The sequence below is a fragment of the Vibrio diabolicus genome, from assembly GCF_011801455.1.
Taxonomy (GTDB): domain Bacteria; phylum Pseudomonadota; class Gammaproteobacteria; order Enterobacterales; family Vibrionaceae; genus Vibrio; species Vibrio diabolicus.
In genome coordinates, this window is sequence record NZ_CP042451.1 from 854,991 (window position 1) to 880,624 (window position 25,634).

Sequence of the window (25,634 nt, forward strand, 5' to 3'; positions counted from 1 at the left end):
TAATTAAACGTTATAACATAACATTTTAATTAAGAGGAAAAGTATTATGAAACCAGGAATCCACCCTGAATATCGTCCAGTGGTGTTCCACGACACCAGCGTAGATGAATACTTCGTTGTTGGTTCTACGTTGAAAACAGAGAGAACCATCGAATGGAAAGATGGCAAAACCTACCCTTACTTTACGTTAGATGTGTCGTCAGCATCCCATCCGTACTACACCGGTAAACAGCGAGTGGTTCAAACAGAAGGTCGTATTGCGAACTTCAACCGTCGTTTTGGTCAATTTAAGAGCGAAAAGGAATAAATCATGAAGGTATTGAAATCATTAAAAAGTGCAAAAAGTCGTCATCCGGATTGCCAGATCGTAAAACGAAGAGGGCGTCTATATGTCATTTGTAAGGCGAATCCGAGGTTTAAAGCAGTGCAGAAGTAATCGTTCTGCATATTTCTGGCTTATGGTTTTGTTTAATTGATAATTTTGACTTAACTGTTTTACATGGATGAAATATCTACGTTTTTGTTTATTATTGGTTATAAAACTCTCTAATGGTCACAGTTTGTAACATTTAGGGCTTTTCTTTAACCTTCTACTCAAGTACCCTTCGCTCGCTTTTTTGACATTTTTGTCACATTTGCACAGGAATAAAAACAAGGAGGGAACAGATGAGTTCATCTGATTCAATTAAACAAAACTCGCCTAAGAAGCCGCTGTTTACGCGCTTTTTGGATACTGTCGAATATTTGGGGAACTTATTACCTCACCCGATCACACTATTTGCCATTTTCTGTTTAGCCATTCTGGTGATGTCGGGCATTGCAGGATACTTCGAAGTTTCCGTTGTAGACCCTCGTCCTGAGGGCGCAAAAGGTCGTGCCGCAGATGGCATGATTCATGTCGTCAGCTTACTTAACGCTGATGGACTCGAACTTATCGTTACCAATTTAGTGAAAAACTTTGTTGGCTTTGCGCCTTTAGGCACGGTTTTGGTTGCGATGTTGGGTGTTGCTATTGCTGAGTACTCTGGTTTGCTATCTGCAGCTATGCGTGGCTTGGTCATGGGCGCATCTCAACGCATGGTAACAGTGACTGTTGTTTTCGCTGGTATCATTTCAAATACGGCATCAGAGCTGGGGTATGTGGTACTTATTCCACTGGCAGCAATGCTGTTCCATTCTCTAGGTCGTCACCCACTTGCAGGCCTTGCTGCAGCATTCGCTGGTGTATCTGGTGGTTATTCAGCAAACCTACTTATCGGTACGGTTGACCCGCTACTGTCAGGTATTACTGAAACTGCAGCGCAAATGATTGACCCAACTTACACTGTTGGTCCAGAAGTTAACTGGTACTTCATGTTTGTGTCGACGTTCTTCATTGCAATCACTGGTGCGTTTGTTACTGAAAAAATTGTTGAGCCAAAGCTTGGCAAATATAGTGAAGAAGAAGCCTCAGAAGATTTGTCTAACGACAAAATGGGCGGCTTGACAGACATTGAGAAGAAAGGCCTAAAACTAGCAGGTGTTGCTGTACTGGTTGTTTCTGCGTTGCTTGCTTGGACGGTTGTTCCAGCAGACGGCATCTTACGTTCTGATGCGGGTACAATTGCAGGCTCTCCATTCCTGAAAAGTATCGTGGCATTCATCTTTGTGTTCTTTGCTATCCCAGGCTTTGTGTTTGGTAAAGTTGTTGGCACGATGAAGACGGATCGCGATGTGATTGATGCAATGGCGAAATCTATGTCTTCTATGGGCATGTACATTGTATTGGTTTTCTTTGCTGCTCAGTTCGTTGCTTTCTTTAAATGGACTAACTTCGGTCAGGTATTTGCGGTTGCTGGTGCAAGCTTCCTGCAAGAAATTGGTTTAACTGGCCCGATGTTGTTCTTTGCCTTCATTCTGATGTGTGGCTTTATCAACCTAATGATTGGTTCGGCATCGGCACAGTGGGCAGTAACGGCACCGATTTTTGTTCCTATGTTGATGCTTGTTGGTTATGCACCGGAAACGATTCAGGCTGCTTACCGAATTGGTGACTCGACGACAAACATCATTACTCCAATGATGAGCTACTTTGGTTTGATCCTAGCGGTAGCAACTCGTTACATGAAGAACTTAGGTATCGGTACGCTGATCGCGACCATGCTACCTTACTCAATCTGCTTCATTGTAGGTTGGAGTGTGTTGTTCTATCTGTGGGTATTCGTATTTGGTTTACCAGTAGGCCCTGGCGCAGCAACATACTACACACCGTAAAAAACGGTTACCTCACACAGCTCCATTATAAAAAGCCTGCGAACGTCGCAGGCTTTTTTATCGATCCAGATTGTGTGCACGCAGGCTTGCTTGGCTATCGATGTCGTTTTATAGCTGAAAACGCATCAACAAAGGGCGATAAAAGTGCTGAGTGAGCCAGCACAAGCTTTGCCAAATTACGCGTTTGTACCAAGGTAAGTGCGCAATATAAACATAGCTAAATTCAATTTCTGGCTGGGCTTTTCGGTTGCGTTTAAAAGCTGGTGCCCCTGAGCTCATATTAAAGCGACGCTGGCATATCATTGCGTGGCGGATGGTATAAGCAGATATTCTTCTATACAGCGTAAAACTCTGCGGCTTATTGGTATCGTAGCCAAAAATTGGGCAAGTCATGTCGTTATCAATTTCTACTATGCCTAACGTAGCCAGCATCTCGTCTTGATAAAACAGTCCCACTAAATGCACTAAGTTATTCTGGCTAGCCTGCTTTAAATATTGGGTTGAAAACTGGATGTTATTCCGGCTGTATTTATCAAGGTAAAGCATGTCATATAACACTTTGGCGCGCTGAAACTCTTCATCAGTAGCCAGTGGCTTAAACTGCCAATCTTTATCATTAAACAGCTTGAAATCTTTTGTTAAATCTCGGTTGAAGCTGAATGCTTGCCAATCCTCAAGTAAATACACTTGTCGTGTTACCAAGCTTTGCCATTGTTGCTGTTCTAATCGCTGAATTAAGTGTGAGTGCTGAAGTTGGTTGAGGGAGCGAAGCACCAAGGGAAAGGTGGGGTATTGATCGAGTGCCACGCGGCGCAGCTCATCAAGGTTTAAGGATTCCCATTGTTCGCTATACATATTGGTGGACAAGCACTGATTGTTGAGCGTTTGGACTTGATCCAATCCAGCCAATGATAAGATTGGTTTAGTCATATTAATAAGTAGCTTACATACCCATCGAACAGCCACATTTTTGACTTTGTGAAGCTCTTCTTCGGCGTAGCCACTAAGCAGTGTCATAGGGGACACGGCATAACAGTTGTTTGGTATTTTTGGTGTTACGGAGTAGGGAATGGCAACATCATTGATATAGTAGCAACCAAAGCTTGCTGTGCATTCATTAATAGGATTCGATTGCATAAGAGTGATAAAGGTTTTATGCCATTCTTGAGAGGAAAGTGTCATGATGGCAACGCTTCTCCATTCCACTCAATATCAACGGTAGAAGCGACGCTCCATTTTGCCTTGTTCTGCCTAGCTAACCGGAGTAATTCAAACACACTCCGGATTTGGCTCCCTACCGGCAAGTTATGCTGTTGCATTACATTCACTCCAGACCACCAATCTTGCCAAGTTCGAGCCTTAAATAGGGATAATCCACCTTCAGCGATGAGTGTTATTGGACCTAAATGATGCAATCGCTGCTTGGAAGGACTGGTAAACTCCATATTAGGAAGCAGTTGATTGCATCGAGATGAGAGTAGGTGCAAACCACTTGTGGCTCTTGGGTTGCATTCAATCACGTAGAGATCATTTTGTGATTGGATGAAGTCAAACGACACCTGCCCATGATAAGTATGACGCTCACCAAAAGCTGCGATAAAAGTATCTAGTCGTTCGCATGAGATCGGCTGAAAAGCACTGGCGGCCGATCCGTTTACACAGTATTTCGGCACATAAGCTTGGTGTGCTTTAAGGTCACCATGTTCAAAAATCGCATAGTTACACATTGGCGTTCCGTGGATTTTTTGTTGCTGCACCCAAGGATAAAGGGTCGATATCGTGGCGGCTGAAATAGACTGAGTAGTCACATCTCGTATGACTTGCCCGCCAAACCGAGAGTAAACTGGCTTTAGAACGGTTCTCTTATTAATTTCAATCTCACTTTTATCTGCGACCAAACGAGTTTTTGGAAGTGTAATCTCTGGCAAGCCTTGAAGCTGTTCAAAAACGGTCAACTTGTTGTGCAGGGCATTGAGTAGTCCCACATTGGGCAGAAAAAAATCTACTTCTGGGCATTGCTTGGCAACATGGGCCAAGTAATAAACTTCTTCACAAGTGGGTATCACCATATCAATACGCATCTGAGTAATGATTTTTAGGATCTGCTGTTGGTAGGTGGGAAACGCAAATCGAGGTGAAGCGGTGGGGATATAAGACTCGATGCCTCGCAAAAATGATCCCAGAGGCTTTTTTAGCGAATCGGTGAGAATTACTTCATGCCCATGATGCATACACATGGTTGCCCACTCTAGTGCAACTGGTGCTCGGGCTCCGGTGATTAAGACCCGCATATGTTCACCACACGTCGTTGTTTATTCATTGGCGTCCAAATAGGCGCAGGGCGGTAACTAAATCTGACAGGATCAAGCCGTAATTGGTCAAACAACCTTATCAAGGCTTGATGTATAACCCTATGGTGGTGAACATCCGCTTCAATTTGAATGGTTTGTGACCCTGTTTGGGTGATTCGGTAATCCACGCGACCTTGGGCTGATAGTGTTATAGCGCGGTAGATGAGATCTGGTAACACCGTCACTGGGACGTGGTTTGCGTTTAGTGTGAGGCGATCACCACATCGTCCGGCAATTGCGCCAAGAGGTTCAAATACGCCATTATCCTGTTTATTCTCAATAATATCGTCGAGCTGATAACGAATAATTGGCTGAGTTTTACGACGAAAATCGGTAATGATTGGGCTGTAATGAGTACGTTCGGTATTCAGCCAATGTTTTTGGATGTAAACAACATCTTGATTCCAGCGCATTTGTCCATGCTGATCAGTACATGCAAGAAAACCTTCAGTACATTGATAGACTTCATGGAGTTCGCTGTCGAACCGTTGAGAAATATAGTGACGGTCACTCTCGGTTAGAACCTCTGCCCCAGAAATGATCCGCTGTGGTTGAATTGCGGGTTGACCAAATTGACCGCTGAACTGGGCGCAGAGCTGAAGAGCTTGCGCACTACCAACCAAAAGCGTGGGTTGGAACTCATCCAACTCTTTTATCCATTCTTGGTAAGGTTTGGTTAAATCGGCATAAAAGAATGTGACAGGTCCTTTCGCGACGGATTTATACAGTGGGCTGTTGGCTCGCAAGGCTAGTGCAATTCGGTGCTTTTGCCATAGGTTGGGCAAAAGGCGAGCCAATATATTGCCGGCCCACAGTTGTGTTTCCTGCTTGTCAGCAAGAAACAGCCCGCGCATGCCTGATGTGCCCGAAGAAAGCCCAACCGTAACATCGCCAACTTTCGAAGCGGCAAAGTTGCGTGACTGCTCTGCTTTGAGTGCCTGCTGCATTAACTGTTCAGCATCTAAGCCCTTCGTATTTAACTCTGAAAGGTTCTCCATCATGGTTTGCTTATTCATGATAGGGAAATCATTGAGTGGTGCACCTTGAAAAGAGCGGTAATACGGTGAATGACGGCATACCCAATCCAAGTGTTGCGTTAAGTGTTGTTGCTGCCATGTTTCGACTTGTTCCCTTGAGCCGAAAGGGCGGTAGCGGGTTCGCCAGAATTCTGAGATAAGCGTTCTCACTTCATCCATCCTTCTTTGATTAGCTGCTGGATAGTTTCCTGACAATGTGAAGGTACGAAGCGAACAACGTGGTGGGCTTGTTGGTAGCAACTTCTCAACTCGGAGAGGGTGTTTTTATAGGCTTTTGTATCATCGCAAAGCATGTTCGCCAGCCAATGCTGATCGATATTTTCACTCAAGCTCTCGATTAACCAGCATGCATCGGCGAGTAAGAACAGCCAACTTTGGTCTCTTTTAACCAGCAAGCCCACTTGGCCAGCTGCATGGCCTGGCAAGCTAACCATATAAATAAGTCCATCGTCGAACATGTCTTTACAGAGCAAGTTAACCCCTTGGCACTGAGGAAGAAGTTGGCTGATTGGCACAGAAAAATCACCATGAATGATGAAGTTAGATTCTATTTGTGGAGGAAGCAGAGCTTTTAGGTAGCCTTTTCTTACGCCTCCAATTCGACCACTTTTAGTAATCGCATCTACCCCTTTTTGTTGGCAATGCAATTGAGAGTGAGAAAACTCAGACACGGCGGCAATGTGATCAGCGTGAAAATGGGAGAGCACTAAATGCTCAATATCATGAGGTTTGAGATTTTCTTTTGCTAACTGCGCAACAATCCCATGTTCTTGTTGATAGCGGCAAGGTGTTGTCCAAGCATAAAAACGTTCAGGGAAGGGACGAGTCGCGCTAAAAAAGTGCTCGTGATATCCCGTATCAAACAGGATGTTGCCTTGTGTCGGGTGCTGAATTAACGCAACGGCTGCAGGAAATGCTCTAGGCTTTATACCAGAGCCTGGTTTGACAACAAAGCCTGGGTGTACGCAGTGTCCAGCCTCAAAGATTTTTATTTTTAGACCAGTTTGCATACTGCTGTATTCCTTCTTGAATTGAAAAAAGCGGTTGGTAATTCAGTGTTTGTTTCGCCTTGCTGATATCCAGAGTTTGATGATAGTTAAACAATCCTGCGCTGTATGAGGTGAGCCTTGGCTCTGGCTGATGTGGTAAGCGCCTTCGTATTTGCTCACTGAGCTTTAATAATGGTGATACCACACCGTATGGTAATGATTGTAACGTTACTTTTAGGTTCAACCCCACACATAAAGCTTGTAGAACAGTCTCAATTGGCATTGGTTCGTTGTTGGAAATATTGAAGACATCACCATGCTGAAGCCGGTCTGCCTGAGTGCAAGCGAGCATCGCCGCATGGGCAACATTGTCGACATAGGTCAGATCAACCACTGGGTTTCTACCCGATGGCAGAAGCAGAGTGTTGTTTTTTATCGCCTTAAGCACTCTTGGGATAATCGCGCGATCGTTGGGGCCAAAAATGCCACGCGGTCTTAAAATGATCGCTTTGCTTTGGCCTTTTACGGCTTCAAGTTCAGATAGGTATTTGCTGTGTGCGTAATCATTACACCAGTGTGAAGCAATGGCGTCGGTTTCTCGAATATTCCAACGGTCTTGATGGTCAAAATAGACGCTGGTGGAGGAAATATGGATAAAACGCGAGATTTGATGCGTATTAGCCGCATTGACGAGGTTTTTGGTGGCATCTACATTGGCTTGATAAAACGCCTGCCACTTTCCCCATGGGCTTGAGAGAGCGGCACAATGGATGATTGCATCCGTACCTTGGCATACCGCATGAACTGCTGAGTGGTCTCTTAAATCGACTATATGTGGGATAACATCGAATTGCTCGGCGAGTTGTTTAGCGATGACTGTGTTTCGTGCTGTAAAATGCAGTTCATGCTGCTGGTGAAACATTCTTAGAATTGCGCTACCCAACATCCCACTGCCGCCAGTGACTAATATCTTCATAGTTTTAGCACTCCCATACCTAGTGACAACCCTGCGGCGGTGCCAGCTAATAACACATGTTTTCCTGCTGTTTCTGGCTGATTACGCAGCCAGTGTAAGTTAATTGGGAGTGAGGCGGCGACTTGGTTTCCCAAAGTCGAAAAGTGATTAACTGTTTTCTCGGTTGGTAACCCGGTGAGTGATGGCAGTTTTTTTAATCCGTGCGCACTGGCTTGATGCGGAAGAAAATAATCAATATCGCTGAGTGTTACCGGAGAGGCGTCAAAGCCTTTTTTTAGAAACGCCGGTAAGGTTTTACGCACATGTTTAAAGAGTGCTTTGCCCTCCATCTCAAACTGGCAGCTTTTTAAATAGGCTTGATGCTCCGAGGTGTGAGGGTTGACATGACTACCTCCGCCCTTAATTTGACAAAATGAATACCCGGTATGATGCGTTTCAAAGTGACTGGTGAGCAATCCATCACCGTTGTGTTCTTCGAGCAAAAATGCGGCGGCACCGTCTGCGAATAGGGTTGCAACTTCTGGTTTGAGTGTAAAATTTCGATTCAGTGTGATGCCAGTAGCGAGTTCGCTGGTGACAATGAGAATCCGACGGTATCGTTTTGCGAAGAATAGACTCTGAGCAAGATCAAGCGCAGAAAGAAATGATAAACAGGTGCTGTTCAAATCAAAACTTTCTAGCCATGTTGGAGCGTCTAACGCGGCGAGAACCGCTGAGGCGTCGTAGGGCAGAGACTGGTGGTGAGTGCCGCTGGCGTAGATAAGGAGATCAATGGAGCCCAAGGTATATATGTTTCCTAAACACTGCTCTATCGCCTGCACCGCCATGTAAATAGCGGTCTCTTTTGTATTGGCTACATGACGATATTCAACGTCGAATTTATTTCGGCAGGTCCCAGGCGCCAATTTTAGGAAGCGATCCATCTCTCGATCTGACCATTGATTCGTTGGCAGGTAGCTTCCACTGGAAACGATGTTAAAGCCCATTATTCTCTATACATTTATTAAAAACGTCGTTCAAAATAAACCACGTTGCATATTGAAGCTATGGCGAGCGAGATGAAAAATAAACAGAACAAAACAAATGGGAGTAAGAGCACGCTTTGGGTGCAATGCTGAAAATGAATTTTCAGGAATGAGCCAGGCTTTGATTTGCTGGCTCAATATGAATAGAGTGAGGATTACTTCCTAAATTTAGCCAAAATACGATCTAAATGGTTCGCAAATTCGCGGCGATCGGTTTGGGAAAGCGCAGCGGGACCACCAGTCTGAATTCCGCTTGAACGCATGGTTTCCATGAAGTCGCGGATATTTAGACGTGCTTTGATGGTGTCTTTCGTATAAAGCTCGCCACGTGAACTGAGGGCTTGAGCGCCTTTAGAGATGACCTCATCTGCAAGCGGAATATCTGATGTGATCACCAAATCGTTGGCCTCCACACGCTTAACGATTTCGTTGTCAGCGATGTCAAATCCAGCTGGAACTTGCAGCGAGTGGATGTTGTCTCTTTTGGGCACCGGGACAACGTGGTTGGCGACAAACGTACATTCAATCCCCGTGCGTTCGGCGGCACGCACAATGGTTTCGCGGATGACTTTCGGACACGCGTCTGCATCTACCCATAACTTCATGATGACTTCTCACTTAGCTTGGCTTCTAGCTCTTCAATACGAGCGACTAGTTTTTTCACCGTGCTTTCTAGCGCTGCAAGACGATCATTATCGGTATGCGCTTGCGCTGCGACTTCAACCTTGGGAACACGCTGAGCACTTTTCCAACTTTTTATTGCGGTGATTAATGCAGGCATTGGGACGGGCGTTTTCAAGCGTGCTTTTACTAACGCTACGGTTGGTTCTTTTCCTTGTTGTTGCAGTTGTTCCATTACCGCTTCTAATTCTTTAGTAACGTCTTGAGTTAACATTTTTAATCCTTAACAACGATATATCTATCATCATACGTTGAGTCCCCTAATTTGGCGAATAGCAATTTGGAATGTGTGGTGTGAGAGATCTCTTACATGGGTTGTGAGAGAAAACGATTTCGTGAGCGGAAAAATAGAAGTTACAATCATCAAGTTATTGATAAATAATGATTTAACAACTATTTAACCAATGTGGCGTATAAATATTTATCTAGGATAGATTGTCAATTTTTAGGAAAGGCGTAAATTGAGAGTTGTCAGCAGGAAGCAGACATGGAACAGGAAAGCACCAAGGATTTGGTTATCGTCAGGAAGACGATTTGGTTGGTCAGGATGATTAATCAAGCATGGAGCGTAGGACATTGTAAGGACACTATCATCAATAGGATGTTGATGACTAAGGATAGACAATGGACCCCTCTAGGATAGAGGTTATGGACAGCGTCAGGAAGATGCAAGGGACACCGCTCAAGGAACAAGTGATGTGTGCTAACGGGGAATGTTAGCTATCAGGATGATAAGGACACCGCTAGGACGGCGACGTAAGGAATAAGCTAACGGAATCAGCCACTATTATGGATGATGCATGGAGCACTTTTAGTAGCCGGACTGCTGCGAGTAAGACCATGACCCCGATACTTATGTGTCGGGGTCTTTCTTATATAAAAAAGATACCTAGTCGTTCTCGTTGAATTAAGCACCTCGAGGTGACTTGGGTATATCAGTGTCACAAAATTTATAAATTCCTAATAACACTTAATAAAAAACAATCCAGATCAATATCCTTTCCAATCAGTTGGTTTAACTTTCGGCTTCTCTACAAGGTGTTATGCCCCGCAGTTATTGAGCATATTCAAGCTCATCGAGTTTGCGATCTGCGGATAAATAAAGTTTGTTGTAATCAAGGAACAGATGTGGCCATAGTAACCAGAAGAATGCTTCTTCTACCCTACAATGAGTCGTTGCAACTAGAGTTCGTCATGCTGAATTGCTGTGCGAAAAACCGTGCTGAAATGAACGGTCCGTATACTGTCGCGTCTGCCAAACAGATGTTTGAGAAAATACTGGATGATGAAAATATTTATAGTATGGCGGTGCTAGAGAGCACCAGTCGTGACTATATGGGGCACGTGTTCATTTCCCATCTCGATTCCGAGCCTGAGTTAGGGTTTATTTTTGATAAATCTTATTGGGGTAAAGGGTTAGCGACAGAAGCTCTAAAAGCGTTTTGCCCCAAGGCGTGCCGTGAGCTGGGGCTACATAAGGTGAAAGCTAACGTGAATAGCAACCATCAAGCTTCTATGGCGGTGCTGAAAAAACTGGGATTTGTTGAAACAAAAGAAAGTAAGGATCTATATGGTCCTTACTTTGAAATGGAATTTACAAGCGATGCGGTGGTAGGTGAAAGTTCTGCGGCCTGAAACCGACCATAGTTAGCTCTCCTTGGTAGCAATCGTCACCAAGCGATGAAAACTCAAATTGATACACCGTATGCCAACGCCAGACTCCGTCTGGCGTTTTTAGTTTATGGGCACCAAAGGCGATGCTGATTAATTGGAGATCCAATTGCTCACATTTACGCGTGATTGCCACTTTTGCGAGTTCGGCTTGACGACGTTGTTGCCAAAACAGATAACAGAAAAAGCATAGCCCTAAAATTGCTAAAAGATCACCAATCATCCCTGAACCTTTATTATCCCTTTGTTGCTTGTTGTAAGCTTACTAGCGCGTTTGCTAGTTCTTCAGATGGATTTGAATGTAGCAAGGGCAATAGCACCATTCTTAACTCTGGTAGCATCACTAAATCGGCAAATAACTGATTAAATAGGGCTTGATTACCGGTTTGAGCTAAACGCAGCAAAAACTGTTCTGCTACCTTTTCATTGGCTAGTAAGTGCCAAGCTCGGCCAGCCACGCCAATCAGTACTTCCTGATGGCTTAAACGAGGGCTTTGTAATATCTCTTCTAACACTGGAGAGGCAATGGCTGTTGGTGCGCCAGCCAAAGCTCGAATAAGTGCTGAAAGTAGGAAGAGATCCGGTTCGCTACTTGCGATTTCTTGTTGTGCTTTGTCGGCGATACGCTCAGCTAAACGCTCTTGTAACTTTACATGCTCAAGCGCACCCAACAGAGCATAAAGTGGTTCATTCGGTAGGTGGTTCAACGCTTTGCGTATCATTACCCCGTTTTGCTCTTTGTCCAAACGAGCGGCCATGTCGGTGATCCCTTGCAGACCTACGGTTTGCCAATTGTCCCAGCCTAAACCGCCTGAAAAGTAATGTTGAGTGTGCTCGTAATATTGGCTGGTAGGAAGATCGAGGTTCGCGCGGACCTGGCTATGAAACACGGCCATTTTATCTTCGGAAGGTTTGAAAGTGTATGGGTTATTAGACAGCTTTTGCTGTTGCTCTTCAGAGATATCATCATTGAGGCGTGTTCCCATGGCTTCCACTACGTATTTAATGAAATTGCCGATATCCGCTTGCTTTAACAAACCGCGCTCGTCCAATTCAAACTTTAGAAACCAAATCCAAGGTTGCTTTTGTTCATTCCAATAAGCGATGGCAAGGTGTGCTTTACGCTGCATTGGAAATGGGTACGGTGCTTGACCTTTTTCTACATCGGCAAACTCTTTCTTAGCGATGGTTTTGATACGACGACCAAGATCGAAGATTTGATAATCACAGCGGCTGTTGTTCAACAGTTGAGTGAGGGTTTGAATGTTTTCCATTAAATACGACGTCCTAACGTTCTTTTCACAAGAAATGGTATCATTCTCGGCTAATTCAAGGTTCGAGATAGAATTAATGGTAACAAATACTCAATTGGTCGACTTACTTCACCAACTTGAAACGCAGCTTAAAGAACATAAGTTGTGGCAACACACTAGGCCTTCAGAGCAAGCCTTACAAAGCGTGGAGCCATTTGCGATTGATACACTGCATCCTCATGAGTGGTTACAGTGGATCTTTATAGACAGAATGCACGTGCTAGTGGAAAAAAACCAACCATTGCCAAGAGGGTTTTCTCTCGAGCCCTATTTTTCAGAAGCGTGGAAGCAGGAACCGCAGTTCGCAGAGCTGCTTGTTACAATCCGAACCATTGATGAACTATGTAAGTAACCAAATGTTAGAACAAGAAATAGCGCGATCTTCAGAACCAGTGGAACTGGAGATCGTTTATCAGGATGAATATTTTGTTGCGGTTAACAAGCCTGCCGGCATGCTGGTGCACCGCAGTTGGTTAGATAAGCATGAAACTCAATTTGTCATGCAAACTTTGCGCGATCAAATTGGTCAGCATGTTTTCCCATTGCATCGTCTGGATCGTCCAACATCTGGTGTGCTCGTGTTTGCGTTGTCGAGTGAAGTCGCATCACAAGTCATGCCGATGTTTGCTGAACATAAAATGGAAAAGACATACCACGCGATAGTACGCGGTTGGATTGAGGAAGAGGGCGTCTTAGATTACGCGCTCAAAGTCGAGTTAGACAAGATTGCGGATAAGTTCGCTTCACAAGAAAAAGAAGCGCAAGAAGCGGTGACGGAATATAAACCGTTGGCTAAAGTGGAAGTTCCCTATTCGACGGGTAAATTTCCTACAACGCGTTATTGCTTAGTTGAGATGAAACCTAAAACGGGGCGTAAGCACCAACTTCGTCGTCATATGGCACATCTACGCCATCCGATCGTGGGTGATACAACGCACGGAGATGGAAAGCACAACAAGCTGTATCGCACAGAGTTTGATTCTCATCGTTTGCTACTGCATGCTTCAGAGTTACGGTTCGTCCATCCATTTACCGATCAAGAGATTGTCATGACGGCCAATATTGATGAGACTTGGCAGCAATTGTTTACTCGATTTGAGTGGGATGAATCGATGATCAACCGATAATCGGCGCAGTTAGATCTAGATAATGATTGAGTACAAATAAAAAGGGTTAGCATCAATGCTAACCCTTTTTTGTATAGAGAAAACCCCCAGCTAGGCTGGGGGTTCCGTTTTAATATTTAAGACTTAACGTTTTACTTTAGTTTTTCGAGATCTGCTTCGATCTCTGCGATCTTGCTCGAAACAACTTTTTCTAAATGACGAAGGTCTGAGAGAATTTTCTCTTTGACATCAACCTCAGGTTGTTTCGTTGGCTTAGTGATTTTATTCAGTTCATCAATGACCAATGTGAGGTTACGGTTGATTTCCGTTACTTCTTTATATTTGTGACTGCCACTGTCCACAAGAACATTTTTGATTTGGCGCGGGTATTTGAATTTAACGCTTTTGGCGAACAGCTCGCCTTTTTGCTTGTGGAAATAGATCTTGAGCACGTCTTTGTGTGCTTCTTGGCGTAGGGAATAACGTTCAATCTGCTTAGGGTCGTGAATACCCAAACCAGTGAGGTGGGGATACATAGGCTACCTCTATTACATCGAATTGATATTGATATAACTGTAGCAGCCTATGTATGAGCTAGATAGCTGATATTTAGCCAAAATGCTTAACTTGTGGGCAAGATCGCTCTTGCCCTGAACCAAAAAGATTGGCAGGTTTGATCTAAGCTGCGACCTCATCAGATAACTTTTCGATCAATCTCTCTCTTAGCTCATCTTGCTGTTCTTCACTTAATCTTCCCCCTGCATCACTGGTTAAAATAAACAAGTCTTCTGCTCGCTCACCAATGGTGGTGATTTTTGCACCATGAAGGTTGATATTTAAATCAGCAAACGTACGGCCTACTTTGGCCAACAGCCCTGGTGTGTCTAGCGCGACAAACTCCATTAAAGTGTGTTTTTTACCTTTGGTTGGTAAGAAGTCGACTTTGGTTTTCACATTAAAGTGCTGAAGTTTGTTCGGAGTACGGCGCGTTTTAATCTTGGTTGGTCGGCCCGCCTCCAGTACATGGGTGAGGTGTTTAATCACCGCGGCGTGACGAGACTCATCAATCGCTTCGCCATGTTGATCGAGAACCATAAAGGTATCAATCACGTGCCCATCTTTGCTGGTCATGATTTGCGCGTCGTGTACATTAAAATTACGCCTATCTAACTCCGCCACGACCGTCGCAAATAAAGCTGGCTGGTCTTTCGTATATACAAACACCTCAGTGCCGCCACGAGTGGCTTTTTTACTGATCAACACCAAAGGCTTAGTTGGATCTTCCATGCGAAGTAAGTGTTCGCAGTGCCACGCGATTTGCGTATGGGTATGACGAAGGAAATAGTCAGCTTTGAAGCGTTGCCACAATACTTCAATTTCGCGCGCGGCAAACCCCTCTTTGCGCAGCATTGCAGAGGCCATTTGTTGGTTGTGGCGAATTCGCTCACGCACATCGACAGGGTTCTCTAGCCCTCTACGTAAAGCACGTTGTGTAGAGTAATACAGCTCTGCGAGTAAGGTTCGTTTCCAAGCATTCCAAAGTTCTGGGTTGGTTGCACAAATATCTGCAACTGTCAGGCACACAAGATAATCGAGAGATTCTTCGTCTCTGACTTTTTTGGCAAATTCGGTAATTACATCGGGATCATAAATGTCTCGGCGCTGTGCGGTGACGGACATTAATAGATGATGCCTTACCAACCAAGCGACAAGTTTGGCCTCGGGCTTTGATAAGCCATGCTCAATACAGAAGTCGTAAGCCTCACCTTCGCCTATAACAGAGTGATCGCCGCCACGTCCTTTACCGATATCGTGGAAAATAGCGGCAATAATCAGCAGTTCTTTCTTTTGCATCCGTGGGTAGACGTCACAACAAATAGGGTGCTTCGCATGATTGTCTGGGTCACTAAAGGTATTAATGTGTTTCAGTAAGCGAATACTGTGCTCATCAACCGTGTAGGCGTGGAATAAGTCAAACTGCATTTGACCAACAATTTGGCTCCATTGCGGTAAATAGGCCGCCATAACCCCTAATCGGTGCATTAGGCTGAATGCTTTATGCAGAGCATTAGGGTGACGACATAACGCCATGAACTTTTCACGCGCAGCAGGAATGGTGTGCAAAAATCTGTTGAGTCGACGGCGCGCGGTGCGCAGCTGACGTAGTGTTGGTGGGCTCACCCCTTCAATGGTTGAGTCGTTCGCGATATGTAAGAACATATCCAGAATAGTTTCTGGGCGAGCTTGAAACAATGCGGGTTTCCGCGCTTCAATCAAAGAGCCACGACGTTGGAAGTCGGCATCGAGAATCTCGGCACTTTCTGTCGCACCACCATTAATGATCGCTTGATCAAAAAGTTTGAGTAGCATTTTATTGAGCTCTGCCACACGACGAAGTGTGCGATAGAACTCTTTCATCATCATTTCTACGCCTCGGTTGCCTTCACCGACGTAGCCTAGATTTTCCGCAACTTGTGCTTGATGGGCAAAGGTTAAGCGGTTGTCATAGCGGCGAAGCTCCATGTGCAGAGCGAAACGCACTCGCCAAAGGAAGTCCTGACATTCAACCAATTCTCGGTATTCTGCGTCAGTTAAAAATCCGTATCGGCTCATTTCCAGCAATGACGTGGCACCAAAGTGACGTCGGGCGACCCAGCTTAATGTATGAATATCGCGCAGCCCGCCAGGGGTCGACTTAATGTCTGGTTCTAAGTTGTAGGTCGTATCGTGGTAACGGGCATGGCGTTCGCGCTGCTCTTGAATTTTCGCGCGGTAAAACGTTTCACTTGGCCAAAAGGAGTCTGACAATACGACTTTCTTCAGTGCCTGAAAGGTATCCTCGCTGCCACACAGCAGACGCGCTTCTTGAAGATTTGTCGCGACGGTCAGATCGGCTTTACCAATTTCCGCACATTCGTTAACGGTGCGAACTGCGTGTCCGACCTCGAGTTTTAAATCCCACAACAGCGTAATGAATTCGCTGATTTTTGCTTCTAGCGCGGTCGGCAGCTTATTGTTCGACAGAATCAAAATATCGATATCGGAGAGCGGATGCAGCTCGCCACGTCCATAGCCACCCACAGCAACTAGGGAAATGTTGTAAATATCTTTGAAGCCAAAATGTTGCCACAAACGATTCAGAAGCAGATCCATGTATTCTGCTCTGGCTAAAACCAAGCTTGTTACCGGATGATGATTGAGAAACTCTTGGTTTTGATCGGAGCTAAATTTCTCTAACTCTTGTTTGAGTTCTCCGATATTGATTTGTTCATCGGAAAAGGTAAGAGGGGACTGAAGTGTCATATTTGCCATCCGTGCAAGCTAATCTAGTTACAATCTAACAAATTTGTGGCAGATAAAAAATATCCCCGCCGAAGCAGGGATATAGTAAACAACGAGTGGTCGTTAGCTTTACGCGTTTTTCATTAGGCGAGGAATCGTATCGTCGCTACGAAGCGTCAGGACTTCACAACCTTCTTTTGTTACAACAATGGTATGTTCCCATTGCGCAGAGTTCTTGCCGTCGCCTGTGTAAACGGTCCAATCGTCTTGAGCGTCAACAGAGCAACCAAATTTACCTGCGTTAATCATCGGCTCAATAGTAAAGCACATGCCTTCTTTTAGTACGCGGCGGTCTTTGTTCTTGTAATGAACCACTTGTGGTTCTTCATGGAACTCATCGCCGATACCGTGGCCACAGAAGTCTTTCACAATAGAAAACTTGTTGCGAGGGTTGTTTTTGTTGTTCTCTTTGATGTATTTCTCGATAGCTGTACCGATGTCACCAACCGTTGAACCTGGCTTAACGGTACGCATACCAACATACAGTGCTTCTTGAGCTACCATGCACAGACGTTTGTTTGCAGGTGAAACATCACCGACTAGGAACATCTTAGAAGTGTCACCATGGTAACCCTGAGGACGCACGCTCAGATCCGCATTTTCGTCATTTGGAACGATTACGGTAATATCAACGTTTAAGATGTCGCCATCTTTTAGTACCGCTGGCTTCATTTGACCGTTGCTACCGATTTCGTCTTTTTCTGCTGGAATACCGTGGCATACGATATGGTTGATTGAAGTACAGATCGACTTAGGGAAACCATGGTAATCAAGCGGAGCAGAGTATGCGCCTTTTTCTAGAGCGTACTCATGACAGATTTTGTTCAACTCTTCTGTCGTCACACCAACTTTGATGTGGGGTTCGATCATTTCTAGAATCTCTGCGGCCAGCTTGCCCGCAATGCGCATGCGTTCTATTTCTTCAGCAGTTTTAATCTTGATTGACATTGGCTTTCTCTACTTATTCCTAAGCACGTAAACGTGCGAATGGCCGCATTCTATCAGACATCGGGGCGTTAACCCAAGTTAGATAGGAATATGCATCATTCTTAATTCGATCGTATGTTTAAAGTTTTGCTTATAAATAGGAGAAAGTGGCACGGTGAAGAAATAATTTTTACTAGCCACAGTGAGCTAAAATATGGTATAAAGCGCGCCGGAATAGAGGACTGTTCTCTTCGTTTAGCAAAGCTAAGCGGCGAAGCAAGCTTCATCCGAATAACCTTTTATCTTTAAATCACACACATTCCGTCACATATTCCGGGGTGCTGAGCAGAAGCTTGGTCGGAGTTATGGGGAATGTGGAGGCCTAACCCCATAGAGGAATTTAAAATGGCAACTGTATCAATGCGCGATATGCTAAAAGCTGGTGTTCACTTCGGTCACCAGACTCGTTACTGGAACCCAAAAATGAAGCCATTCATCTTTGGCGCTCGTAACAAAGTTCATATCATCAACCTAGAAAAAACTGTACCAATGTTCAACGACGCTCTAGCTGAACTAGCTAAAGTTGGCGAGAAGAAAGGTAAAGTTCTATTCGTAGGTACTAAGCGCGCTGCATCTGAAGCTGTTAAAGAAGCTGCAATCGCAAGCAACCAGTTTTACGTAAACAACCGCTGGTTAGGCGGTATGCTTACAAACTACAAAACAGTTCGTCAGTCTATCAAGCGTCTAAAAGATCTAGAGACTCAATCTCAAGACGGTACTTTTGACAAACTAACTAAGAAAGAAGCTCTAATGCGTACTCGCGAAATGGAGAAGCTAGAGAAATCTCTTGGTGGTATCAAAGACATGGGCGGCCTACCAGACGCTCTATTCGTAATCGACGCTGATCACGAACACATTGCAATTAAAGAAGCTAACAACCTAGGTATTCCAGTATACGCTGTGGTAGATACTAACTCTAACCCAGACGGCGTTGACTACGTAATCCCAGGTAACGACGACGCGATCCGCGCTGTACAGCTATACCTGAACGCTGCTGCTTCAGCAGTATCTGAAGGTCGTAACAAAGACGTAGCTGCAGTTGCTGAAAAAGACGGTTTCGTAGAAGCTGAATAATAGCGGCTCTGTGTCACACTTGGTCTATGTGAAACCTTTGTGTAGCATAAACTAAGTTATAGTTAGCAATGGGGGCCGACAATGTTAGGCCCCTGTTTTTTACCTTATTTCGAATCAAACGAGGAATACAGAATGGCAACTGTAACTGCTGCTCTAGTTAAAGAACTTCGCGAGCGTACTGGCGCTGGCATGATGGAATGTAAGAAAGCGCTTGTAGAAGCAAACGCTGACATCGAACTAGCAATTGAAAACATGCGTAAATCTGGCGCAGCGAAAGCAGCTAAGAAAGCTGGTAACGTTGCAGCTGAAGGCGCAATCATCATCAAAGAAGAAAACGGCGTTGCTGTTCTTCTTGAAGTTAACTGCCAAACTGACTTCGTTGCTAAAGACGGTAACTTCACTGCATTCGCAGAAGAAGTTGCAGCTGCAGCTCTAGCTTCAAAAGCGACTGTTGAAGAGCTACAAGCACAATTCGAAGACGCACGTGTAGCTCTTGTAGCTAAAATCGGTGAAAACATCACTATCCGTCGCGTAGAATACGTTCAAGGCACTGCAATTGCTTCTTACCGTCACGGTGAGAAAATCGGTGTTGTTGTTGCTGGTGAAGGCGACGCAGAAACTCTTAAGCACGTTGCAATGCACGTTGCTGCTTCTAAGCCTGAGTTCGTTAACCCAGAAGACGTACCAGCTGACGTAGTAGAAAAAGAGAAAGCGGTTCAAGTTGAAATCGCAATGAACGAAGGCAAGCCTGCTGAAATCGCTGAGAAGATGGTTGTTGGCCGCATGAAGAAATTCACTGGCGAGATCTCTCTAACAGGTCAAGCTTTCATCATGGAACCTAAGAAAACTGTAGGTGAAATGCTGAAAGAAAAAGGCGCTTCAGTTTCTACATTCGTTCGCCTAGAAGTAGGTGAAGGTATCGAGAAGAAAGAAGAAATGAGCTTCGCTGAAGAAGTTGCTGCAGCTCAAAAAGGTTAATCCTTAGAGACTGTATAAAGATTAGACCGTAGCCTTGGCTGCGGTCTTTTTATGAGCAGTGAACGATTAGCCGTGATGAATAGCCATAACTGAATTTGTGTCTATTCATGACTGTTAATCAACAACTCTCTTTGGAAGGTAAACTCCATGACTACGAACCCTAAACCAGCGTATCAACGTATTCTATTAAAACTGAGTGGTGAAGCTCTTCAAGGTGAAGACGGTTTTGGTATTGATCCTGCGGTCCTTGATCGCATGGCACAAGAAGTTAAAGAACTGGTTGAACTGGGTGTTCAGGTTGGTGTAGTTATCGGTGGCGGTAACTTGTTCCGTGGTGCAGGCCTTGCTGAAGCTGGTATGAACCGCGTAGTTGGTGACCACATGGGTATGCTTGCTACAGTAATGAATGGCCTAGCGATGCGCGATGCTCTTCACCGTGCATACGTGAATGCGCGCGTTATGTCTGCCATTCCTCTAAAAGGCGTATGTGACGATTATAATTGGGCTGATGCGATCCGTGAGCTTCGCCAAGGCCGTGTTGTCATCTTCTCTGCTGGTACGGGTAACCCGTTCTTTACAACGGATTCTGCTGCTTGCCTACGTGGTATTGAAATCGAAGCGGATGTTGTACTAAAAGCGACGAAAGTTGATGGTGTATTTACTGCTGACCCTGTAGCAAACCCAGACGCAGAGCTGTATGATAAGCTATCTTACGCAGAAGTTCTGGATAAAGAGCTGAAAGTGATGGACTTGGCGGCGTTTACGCTAGCTCGTGACCACAAAATGCCAATCCGCGTATTTAACATGAACAAGCCAGGCGCACTACGTCGCGTGGTTATGGGCGAAGCAGAAGGCACGCTAATCAACGAATAAGCTTGTCCCAAGGTGCCACCCAAAGCGTTAGGGTGGCGTTTGCTTTGCTCAACCGTTTTAGGCTTTCTTCAGGAAAGATGACATTTTTAAGGTGAAACTGTGATTAACGAAATCAAAAAAGACGCGCAAGAGCGCATGGATAAAAGCGTTGAAGCGCTTAAGAACAACCTTTCTAAAATTCGTACAGGTCGTGCACACCCAAGCCTACTATCTGGTATTTCTGTAGAATACTACGGTGCAGCAACACCTCTAAACCAAGTAGCAAACGTTATTGCTGAAGATGCGCGTACACTTGCAATCACGGTTTTCGATAAAGAGCTGACTCCGAAAGTAGAAAAAGCGATCATGACGTCTGATCTTGGTCTAAATCCTATGTCTGCTGGTACTATCATCCGTGTTCCACTTCCACCACTAACGGAAGAGCGTCGTAAAGACCTAGTTAAGATTGTTCGTGGTGAAGCTGAAGGTGGTCGTGTTGCTGTTCGTAACATCCGTCGTGACGCAAACAACGATCTAAAAGCGCTTCTAAAAGATAAAGAAATCTCTGAAGATGAAGATCGTAAAGCACAAGACGAAATTCAAAAACTAACTGACGTTGCAGTTAAGAAGATCGATGAAGTTCTTGCTGCAAAAGAAAAAGAGTTGATGGAAGTTTAATACTCCCACACACATCACTGTTGGAAAACGCTGTGCTCACAGCTCAGCGTTTTTTTATGTTAGTCTATCCAACTGATGGAACTCAATTAACTCCCTATGCAAAATTCTCAAGCCTTCTCTGATTCCCTTCCTAAGCATATTGCCATCATTATGGACGGTAATGGCCGTTGGGCTAAGTCCAAAGGAAAACCTCGCGTATTTGGTCACAAAAAAGGCGTTAATGCCGTTCGTAAGACCGTGGCTGCTGCTTCAAAGCTTGGCATTAAAGCCATGACGCTATTTGCTTTTAGTAGTGAAAACTGGCGTCGTCCGGAGGAAGAAGTGGGTCTTTTGATGGAACTGTTTATCACGGTCCTGTCTAGTGAAGTAAAAAAACTACACAAAAATAATTTACGGTTGCGCGTGATCGGTGACACCAGTCGATTTAGTGAGCGTCTACAAAAGAAGATTGTAGAAGCTGAAAATCTAACGGCAGGTAACACGGGGATGGTGATCAATATTGCAGCCAATTATGGCGGTAAGTGGGACATCACAGAAGCGGCCAAAACGTTAGCGTTAAAAGCACGTAACGGTGAGATTCGTGTAGAGGATATCAATGAGCAGCTAATCACTGAGCATTTGACCATGGCAGACTTACCTGAAGTGGATCTTTTGATTCGTACCAGTGGAGAGTGTCGCATCAGCAACTTTATGTTGTGGCAAATGGCTTATGCAGAAATGTACTTTACACCCGAGTATTGGCCGGAATTCGACGAAGACAGCTTAGTTGAAGCTGTAACTTGGTTTATCAATCGAGAACGTCGTTTTGGCTGTACAGGTGAACAAATAAAGGCATTGATGGCAGCTCAATAAGGACTAGTTAGTTTGAAACAGAGAATAATAACAGCACTAATTTTAGCTCCCCTGGTTATTTTAGGCATTTTTAAATTACCCCTAATGGGCTTTATTGCCGCTTTAACTGCAATTACCCTATTAGGTTTTTGGGAGTGGACTCAATTTACAGGAAGCAACTCTCGCTTTGCTGCCCTCGTTCCGGCAGTCATTGTTACCGGACTTAGTTTTCTATATATTTCGCCTGACGCACATAGCCTCAACCATTTAGCAACGCCTCATTATGTTGTGCTGGGCCTTGGTTTTGTTTGGTGGATTATTGCTAGCTTAATGGCGATTACTTATCCCAAAACGACGAAATCTTGGCAAAATAATTTTGTTTTACGCCATGTGTTTGGTTTTCTGACATTAATTCCATTCCTTTGGAGTGTAGTTATTCTTAGAGCTCATGACATTACGGTAGATCCATACCACGGAGCAAAGCTCGTGCTATACGTTTGTTTCTTGGTATGGGCTGCAGATAGCGGTGCTTACTTTGCAGGCAAAAGCTTAGGCAAACGTAAGATGGCGCCACATGTCAGTCCGAATAAAACCATTGAAGGGCTTATTGGCGGCATTATCACGGCATTGATCGTGGCGTGGGCATTTGCTGATTGGTTCGATATTCAGTTCACCAGTCCCGTCCATATGGTGTTGATTACGTTGGTTACTGTCGTTATATCAGTGCTCGGCGATCTGGTGGAAAGTATGTTCAAGCGTGTCTCAGGCATTAAAGACAGCAGCAACATTATCCCAGGACATGGCGGTGTGCTCGATCGTATTGACAGCCTAACCGCAGCATTCCCAGTTTTTGCTCTTCTTTACTACGTATTCTAATTTATCAGGAGCGGCATTGTCGCTCCTGAGCTTTCTAACGGTCTTACAACATGCAAAAGTTAACGATTCTTGGTGCTACTGGATCCATTGGTGCAAGCACGCTTAAAGTGGTCGAACAAAACCCAGAGCTGTTTTCTGTCGTTGCCTTAGCGGCAAGCACCAACGTTGAAAAGATGATCGGGCTATGTCGTCAGTGGCAACCTAAATACGCGGTCATGGCGGACAAAGCCGCAGCGGTTCAACTCCAATCTGAGTTACATTTGGTTTCTCCAAACACCGAAGTATTAGGTGGTGTGGATGCTCTATGCCATATTGCTTCATTGGACGAAGTTGACAGTGTGATGGCCGCTATTGTCGGAGCGGCTGGTCTACTGCCTACCATGGCTGCCGTGAAAGCTGGTAAGCGAGTATTGTTGGCAAATAAAGAAGCACTGGTCATGTCAGGCCAGTTATTTATTGATGCCGTAGAAGAGTTTGGTGCGGAGCTACTTCCCGTCGATAGTGAACACAATGCTATTTTCCAGTGCTTACCACAGCAAGTACAAACCAATTTAGGTCGTTGTAATTTACAAGAACATGGCATTTCTCATATTTTGCTGACTGGTTCTGGTGGTCCTTTCCGTTACACTGATACCGCAGAACTGGAAAAGGTGACTCCTGAGCAGGCGATCGCCCATCCGAACTGGTCGATGGGACCAAAGATTTCCGTTGACTCAGCCACGATGATGAACAAAGGCTTAGAGTATATCGAAGCTAAATGGTTGTTTAATGCGGCTCGCGAGCAACTAAAGGTTATTATTCATCCGCAGTCTGTTATTCATTCAATGGTTCAATACCGCGATGGTTCGGTTTTGGCACAAATGGGTGAGCCGGATATGGCGACCCCTATTGCACTGACTATGTCATACCCATCAAGAGTTGAAGCTGGGGTTAAGCCACTAGACTTCACGCAAATTGGCGAATTGACGTTTTTGCAACCTGATTTTGCTCGTTACCCATGTTTAAAACTAGCAATTGACGCTTGTTATGAAGGTCAACATGCAACAACGGCACTGAATGCAGCGAATGAAGTTGCTGTTGATGCATTTTTAAATAACAGCCTAGGTTTTACGGATATCGCTCGCATCAATGAGTCTGTGTTGAACAAAATCAATGCAAGCTGCAAAGCTGAGAATGTGAATAGCTTGGAAAGCTTGTTAGAGCTAGATAGAATGGCACGAACTATTGCCCTAGAAACCATACGCGAGCGTAGCTGATGACAGGTATATTGTGGAATCTCATTTCTTTTATCGTCGCACTGGGCATTCTTGTCGCTGTGCACGAGTTTGGGCACTTTTGGGTTGCTCGCCGTTGCGGCGTGAAAGTTGAAAAGTTTTCAATCGGTTTCGGCAAGTCTATCTGGAGTAAGGTAGGCAAAGACGGAACGGAGTACAGCATCTCAATGATACCTCTCGGCGGCTATGTAAAAATGGTTGATAGCCGTGTTGATGAGGTGCCAGAACATGAGAAGCATTTAGCGTTTGATAAGAAGCCGCTATGGAAGCGAACGTCTATTGTTGCGGCAGGCCCTATCTTTAATTTCCTTTTCGCAATTTTCGCCTATTGGCTCGTATTTCTTATTGGTATCCCAGCAGTTAAGCCAGTAATTGGTGAAGTTACGCCCAATTCGATCGTCGCAGAAGCCGGAATTGAATCTGGAATGGAACTTAAATCGATATCTGGTATCAAAACTCCGGATTGGGAATCGGTAAATATGGGATTGATTTCTCATATTGGCGATGATTTGATGACAGTAACACTGACGTCAGCGAATGAAGTTGGTTCAGAAGTAACGAAAACGCTCGATCTGCGCGAATGGGAGTTCGACCCTGAAACTCAGTCTGCGATGCAGTCCTTGGGTTTTGCGCCGTATACACCGGAGGTGTATCGCGTTATCGAACAGGTTTCGCAAGGTGGAGCGGCGGAAAAAGCAGGTGTGCTTCCAGGTGATGAGATTGTCGCTATTGATGAACAACGCGTCACGGAGTGGAAGCAGGTTGTTGAAGCGGTTCGCTCTAATCCTGATACACCGATTGAATTAACGGTATTGCGTCAGGGCTATGAGCAAACATTAACGCTGACGCCTGGTAGCCGTGAGCTAGCTAACAAAGAAGTCGTTGGTTTTGCAGGTATTGCACCTAAAGTCGCAGAATGGCCAGAAAGTTATCGCTTCGACCTTCAGTTTGGTGTATTCGAGTCAGTAGGTAAGGCGGTAGACAAAACCGGCCAAGTCATTGGCTTGACAATCAGCATGCTTAAGAAACTGATTGTTGGTGACGTTGGTCTGAATAATCTGAGTGGTCCAATATCAATAGCCAAAGGCGCAGGTGCGACGGCTGATTATGGCTTGGTCTACTTTTTAGGTTTTCTCGCTCTAATTAGTGTTAACCTAGGTATTATTAATCTCGTTCCTTTACCAATGTTGGATGGCGGTCATTTGTTGTTTTTTGCAATTGAAGCAGTCATTCGACGTCCCGTTCCTGAGAGAGTGCAGGAAATGGGTTTTAGAATTGGTGGTGCGATCATCTTCTCGCTCATGGCGTTAGCGCTATTTAATGATTTTACTCGTCTGTGA

At 44.8% G+C, this 25,634-nt stretch carries 27 protein-coding genes; 14 read left to right on the forward strand and 13 right to left on the reverse strand.

The window, feature by feature from the left end:
• Positions 1–46 precede the first annotated feature (46 nt).
• From FR741_RS04050 to FR741_RS04060, 3 genes are all read left to right on the forward strand, one after another.
• Positions 47–307, forward strand: coding sequence for a type B 50S ribosomal protein L31 (locus tag FR741_RS04050; RefSeq protein WP_012841491.1), 261 nt, complete (start codon positions 47–49; stop codon positions 305–307).
• 3 nt (positions 308–310) lie between these two features.
• Positions 311–436 carry a type B 50S ribosomal protein L36 gene (gene ykgO, locus FR741_RS04055; RefSeq protein ID WP_005593337.1) on the forward strand — a complete coding sequence of 42 codons (126 nt, stop codon included), beginning with the start codon at positions 311–313 and terminating at the stop codon, positions 434–436.
• A 230-nt stretch (positions 437–666) separates the two neighbouring features.
• The gene (locus FR741_RS04060; protein ID WP_006742541.1) at positions 667–2,253 is read left to right on the forward strand and encodes an AbgT family transporter; all 1,587 of its coding nucleotides are present in this window, start codon (positions 667–669) and stop codon (positions 2,251–2,253) included.
• 108 nt (positions 2,254–2,361) lie between these two features.
• Here the strand turns inward: FR741_RS04060 and FR741_RS04065 are convergent, their stop codons facing one another.
• The 8 genes from FR741_RS04065 to FR741_RS04100 form a co-directional block, all read right to left on the reverse strand.
• Positions 2,362–3,435: a hypothetical protein gene (locus FR741_RS04065; RefSeq protein WP_167426305.1), complete on the reverse strand. Its 1,074-nt coding sequence runs from the start codon at positions 3,433–3,435 to the stop codon at positions 2,362–2,364.
• Positions 3,432–4,544, reverse strand: coding sequence for an ATP-grasp domain-containing protein (locus FR741_RS04070; RefSeq protein WP_167426306.1), 1,113 nt, complete (start codon positions 4,542–4,544; stop codon positions 3,432–3,434). The genes FR741_RS04065 and FR741_RS04070 overlap by 4 nt, the downstream gene beginning before the upstream one ends.
• Positions 4,532–5,800 carry a F390 synthetase-related protein gene (locus FR741_RS04075; RefSeq protein ID WP_174856089.1) on the reverse strand — a complete coding sequence of 423 codons (1,269 nt, stop codon included), beginning with the start codon at positions 5,798–5,800 and terminating at the stop codon, positions 4,532–4,534. The genes FR741_RS04070 and FR741_RS04075 overlap by 13 nt, the downstream gene beginning before the upstream one ends.
• Positions 5,788–6,651, reverse strand: coding sequence for an MBL fold metallo-hydrolase (locus tag FR741_RS04080; protein ID WP_167426308.1), 864 nt, complete (start codon positions 6,649–6,651; stop codon positions 5,788–5,790). The genes FR741_RS04075 and FR741_RS04080 overlap by 13 nt, the downstream gene beginning before the upstream one ends.
• Positions 6,620–7,606, reverse strand: coding sequence for an NAD-dependent epimerase/dehydratase family protein (locus FR741_RS04085; RefSeq protein WP_167426309.1), 987 nt, complete (start codon positions 7,604–7,606; stop codon positions 6,620–6,622). The genes FR741_RS04080 and FR741_RS04085 overlap by 32 nt, the downstream gene beginning before the upstream one ends.
• Positions 7,603–8,592 (reverse strand): ketoacyl-ACP synthase III, encoded by a 990-nt coding sequence (locus FR741_RS04090; RefSeq protein ID WP_006742535.1) that lies wholly within the window; start codon positions 8,590–8,592, stop codon positions 7,603–7,605. Before FR741_RS04090 ends, FR741_RS04085 begins: the two co-directional genes overlap by 4 nt.
• Before the next feature lie 194 nt (positions 8,593–8,786).
• Positions 8,787–9,236, reverse strand: coding sequence for a YaiI/YqxD family protein (locus tag FR741_RS04095; RefSeq protein WP_012841495.1), 450 nt, complete (start codon positions 9,234–9,236; stop codon positions 8,787–8,789).
• Positions 9,233–9,526 (reverse strand): hypothetical protein, encoded by a 294-nt coding sequence (locus tag FR741_RS04100; protein ID WP_012841496.1) that lies wholly within the window; start codon positions 9,524–9,526, stop codon positions 9,233–9,235. The genes FR741_RS04095 and FR741_RS04100 overlap by 4 nt, the downstream gene beginning before the upstream one ends.
• Before the next feature lie 935 nt (positions 9,527–10,461).
• Between FR741_RS04100 and FR741_RS04105 the strand changes: the two genes are divergently transcribed.
• Positions 10,462–10,947 (forward strand): GNAT family N-acetyltransferase, encoded by a 486-nt coding sequence (locus FR741_RS04105; protein ID WP_167427066.1) that lies wholly within the window; start codon positions 10,462–10,464, stop codon positions 10,945–10,947.
• On the opposite strand, the gene FR741_RS04110 is transcribed toward FR741_RS04105, so the two are convergent.
• Both FR741_RS04110 and FR741_RS04115 read right to left on the reverse strand, forming a co-directional pair.
• Positions 10,907–11,206: a DUF3301 domain-containing protein gene (locus FR741_RS04110; protein WP_012841498.1), complete on the reverse strand. Its 300-nt coding sequence runs from the start codon at positions 11,204–11,206 to the stop codon at positions 10,907–10,909. The genes FR741_RS04105 and FR741_RS04110 overlap by 41 nt on opposite strands.
• 13 nt (positions 11,207–11,219) lie before the next feature.
• On the reverse strand, positions 11,220–12,257 hold the full coding sequence (locus FR741_RS04115; RefSeq protein ID WP_167426310.1) for a DUF3549 family protein: 1,038 nt from the start codon (positions 12,255–12,257) through the stop codon (positions 11,220–11,222).
• Positions 12,258–12,333: 76 nt separating this feature from the next.
• Between FR741_RS04115 and FR741_RS04120 the strand changes: the two genes are divergently transcribed.
• Complete coding sequence (locus FR741_RS04120) at positions 12,334–12,648, forward strand: YqcC family protein (RefSeq protein WP_167426311.1); 315 nt, start codon at positions 12,334–12,336, stop codon at positions 12,646–12,648.
• Between the two features lie 4 nt (positions 12,649–12,652).
• Positions 12,653–13,423, forward strand: coding sequence for a tRNA pseudouridine(65) synthase TruC (gene truC / locus FR741_RS04125; RefSeq protein ID WP_046874970.1), 771 nt, complete (start codon positions 12,653–12,655; stop codon positions 13,421–13,423).
• Between the two features lie 131 nt (positions 13,424–13,554).
• Here the strand turns inward: truC and FR741_RS04130 are convergent, their stop codons facing one another.
• From FR741_RS04130 to map, 3 genes are all read right to left on the reverse strand, one after another.
• Positions 13,555–13,938: a DUF3461 family protein gene (locus FR741_RS04130; RefSeq protein ID WP_005380322.1), complete on the reverse strand. Its 384-nt coding sequence runs from the start codon at positions 13,936–13,938 to the stop codon at positions 13,555–13,557.
• 142 nt (positions 13,939–14,080) lie between these two features.
• A complete protein-coding gene (glnD, locus tag FR741_RS04135; RefSeq protein WP_167426312.1) occupies positions 14,081–16,705 on the reverse strand; it encodes a bifunctional uridylyltransferase/uridylyl-removing protein GlnD in 2,625 nt (874 codons plus the stop codon).
• A gap of 108 nt (positions 16,706–16,813) precedes the next feature.
• Entirely contained in the window at positions 16,814–17,692 is an 879-nt protein-coding gene (gene map, locus FR741_RS04140; RefSeq protein WP_005380326.1) for a type I methionyl aminopeptidase, read from the reverse strand.
• A gap of 384 nt (positions 17,693–18,076) precedes the next feature.
• Between map and rpsB the strand changes: the two genes are divergently transcribed.
• The 8 genes from rpsB (at position 18,077) to rseP (ending at position 25,634) form a co-directional block, all read left to right on the forward strand.
• Positions 18,077–18,805: a 30S ribosomal protein S2 gene (gene rpsB / locus FR741_RS04145; protein WP_012841501.1), complete on the forward strand. Its 729-nt coding sequence runs from the start codon at positions 18,077–18,079 to the stop codon at positions 18,803–18,805.
• Between the two features lie 132 nt (positions 18,806–18,937).
• Positions 18,938–19,783, forward strand: a complete 846-nt coding sequence (tsf, locus tag FR741_RS04150) for a translation elongation factor Ts (protein WP_012841502.1) — start codon at positions 18,938–18,940, stop codon at positions 19,781–19,783.
• Between the two features lie 147 nt (positions 19,784–19,930).
• Complete coding sequence (pyrH, locus tag FR741_RS04155; RefSeq protein ID WP_005380329.1) at positions 19,931–20,656, forward strand: UMP kinase; 726 nt, start codon at positions 19,931–19,933, stop codon at positions 20,654–20,656.
• Between the two features lie 99 nt (positions 20,657–20,755).
• On the forward strand, positions 20,756–21,313 hold the full coding sequence (gene frr / locus FR741_RS04160; protein ID WP_005380330.1) for a ribosome recycling factor: 558 nt from the start codon (positions 20,756–20,758) through the stop codon (positions 21,311–21,313).
• A 96-nt stretch (positions 21,314–21,409) separates the two neighbouring features.
• Positions 21,410–22,165, forward strand: a complete 756-nt coding sequence (locus FR741_RS04165) for an isoprenyl transferase (protein ID WP_006741661.1) — start codon at positions 21,410–21,412, stop codon at positions 22,163–22,165.
• Positions 22,166–22,177: 12 nt separating this feature from the next.
• Entirely contained in the window at positions 22,178–23,020 is an 843-nt protein-coding gene (locus FR741_RS04170; protein ID WP_046875500.1) for a phosphatidate cytidylyltransferase, read from the forward strand.
• Positions 23,021–23,070: 50 nt separating this feature from the next.
• Positions 23,071–24,276 (forward strand): 1-deoxy-D-xylulose-5-phosphate reductoisomerase, encoded by a 1,206-nt coding sequence (ispC, locus tag FR741_RS04175; RefSeq protein WP_167426313.1) that lies wholly within the window; start codon positions 23,071–23,073, stop codon positions 24,274–24,276.
• Entirely contained in the window at positions 24,276–25,634 is a 1,359-nt protein-coding gene (gene rseP / locus FR741_RS04180; protein ID WP_012841504.1) for a sigma E protease regulator RseP, read from the forward strand. The genes ispC and rseP overlap by 1 nt, the downstream gene beginning before the upstream one ends.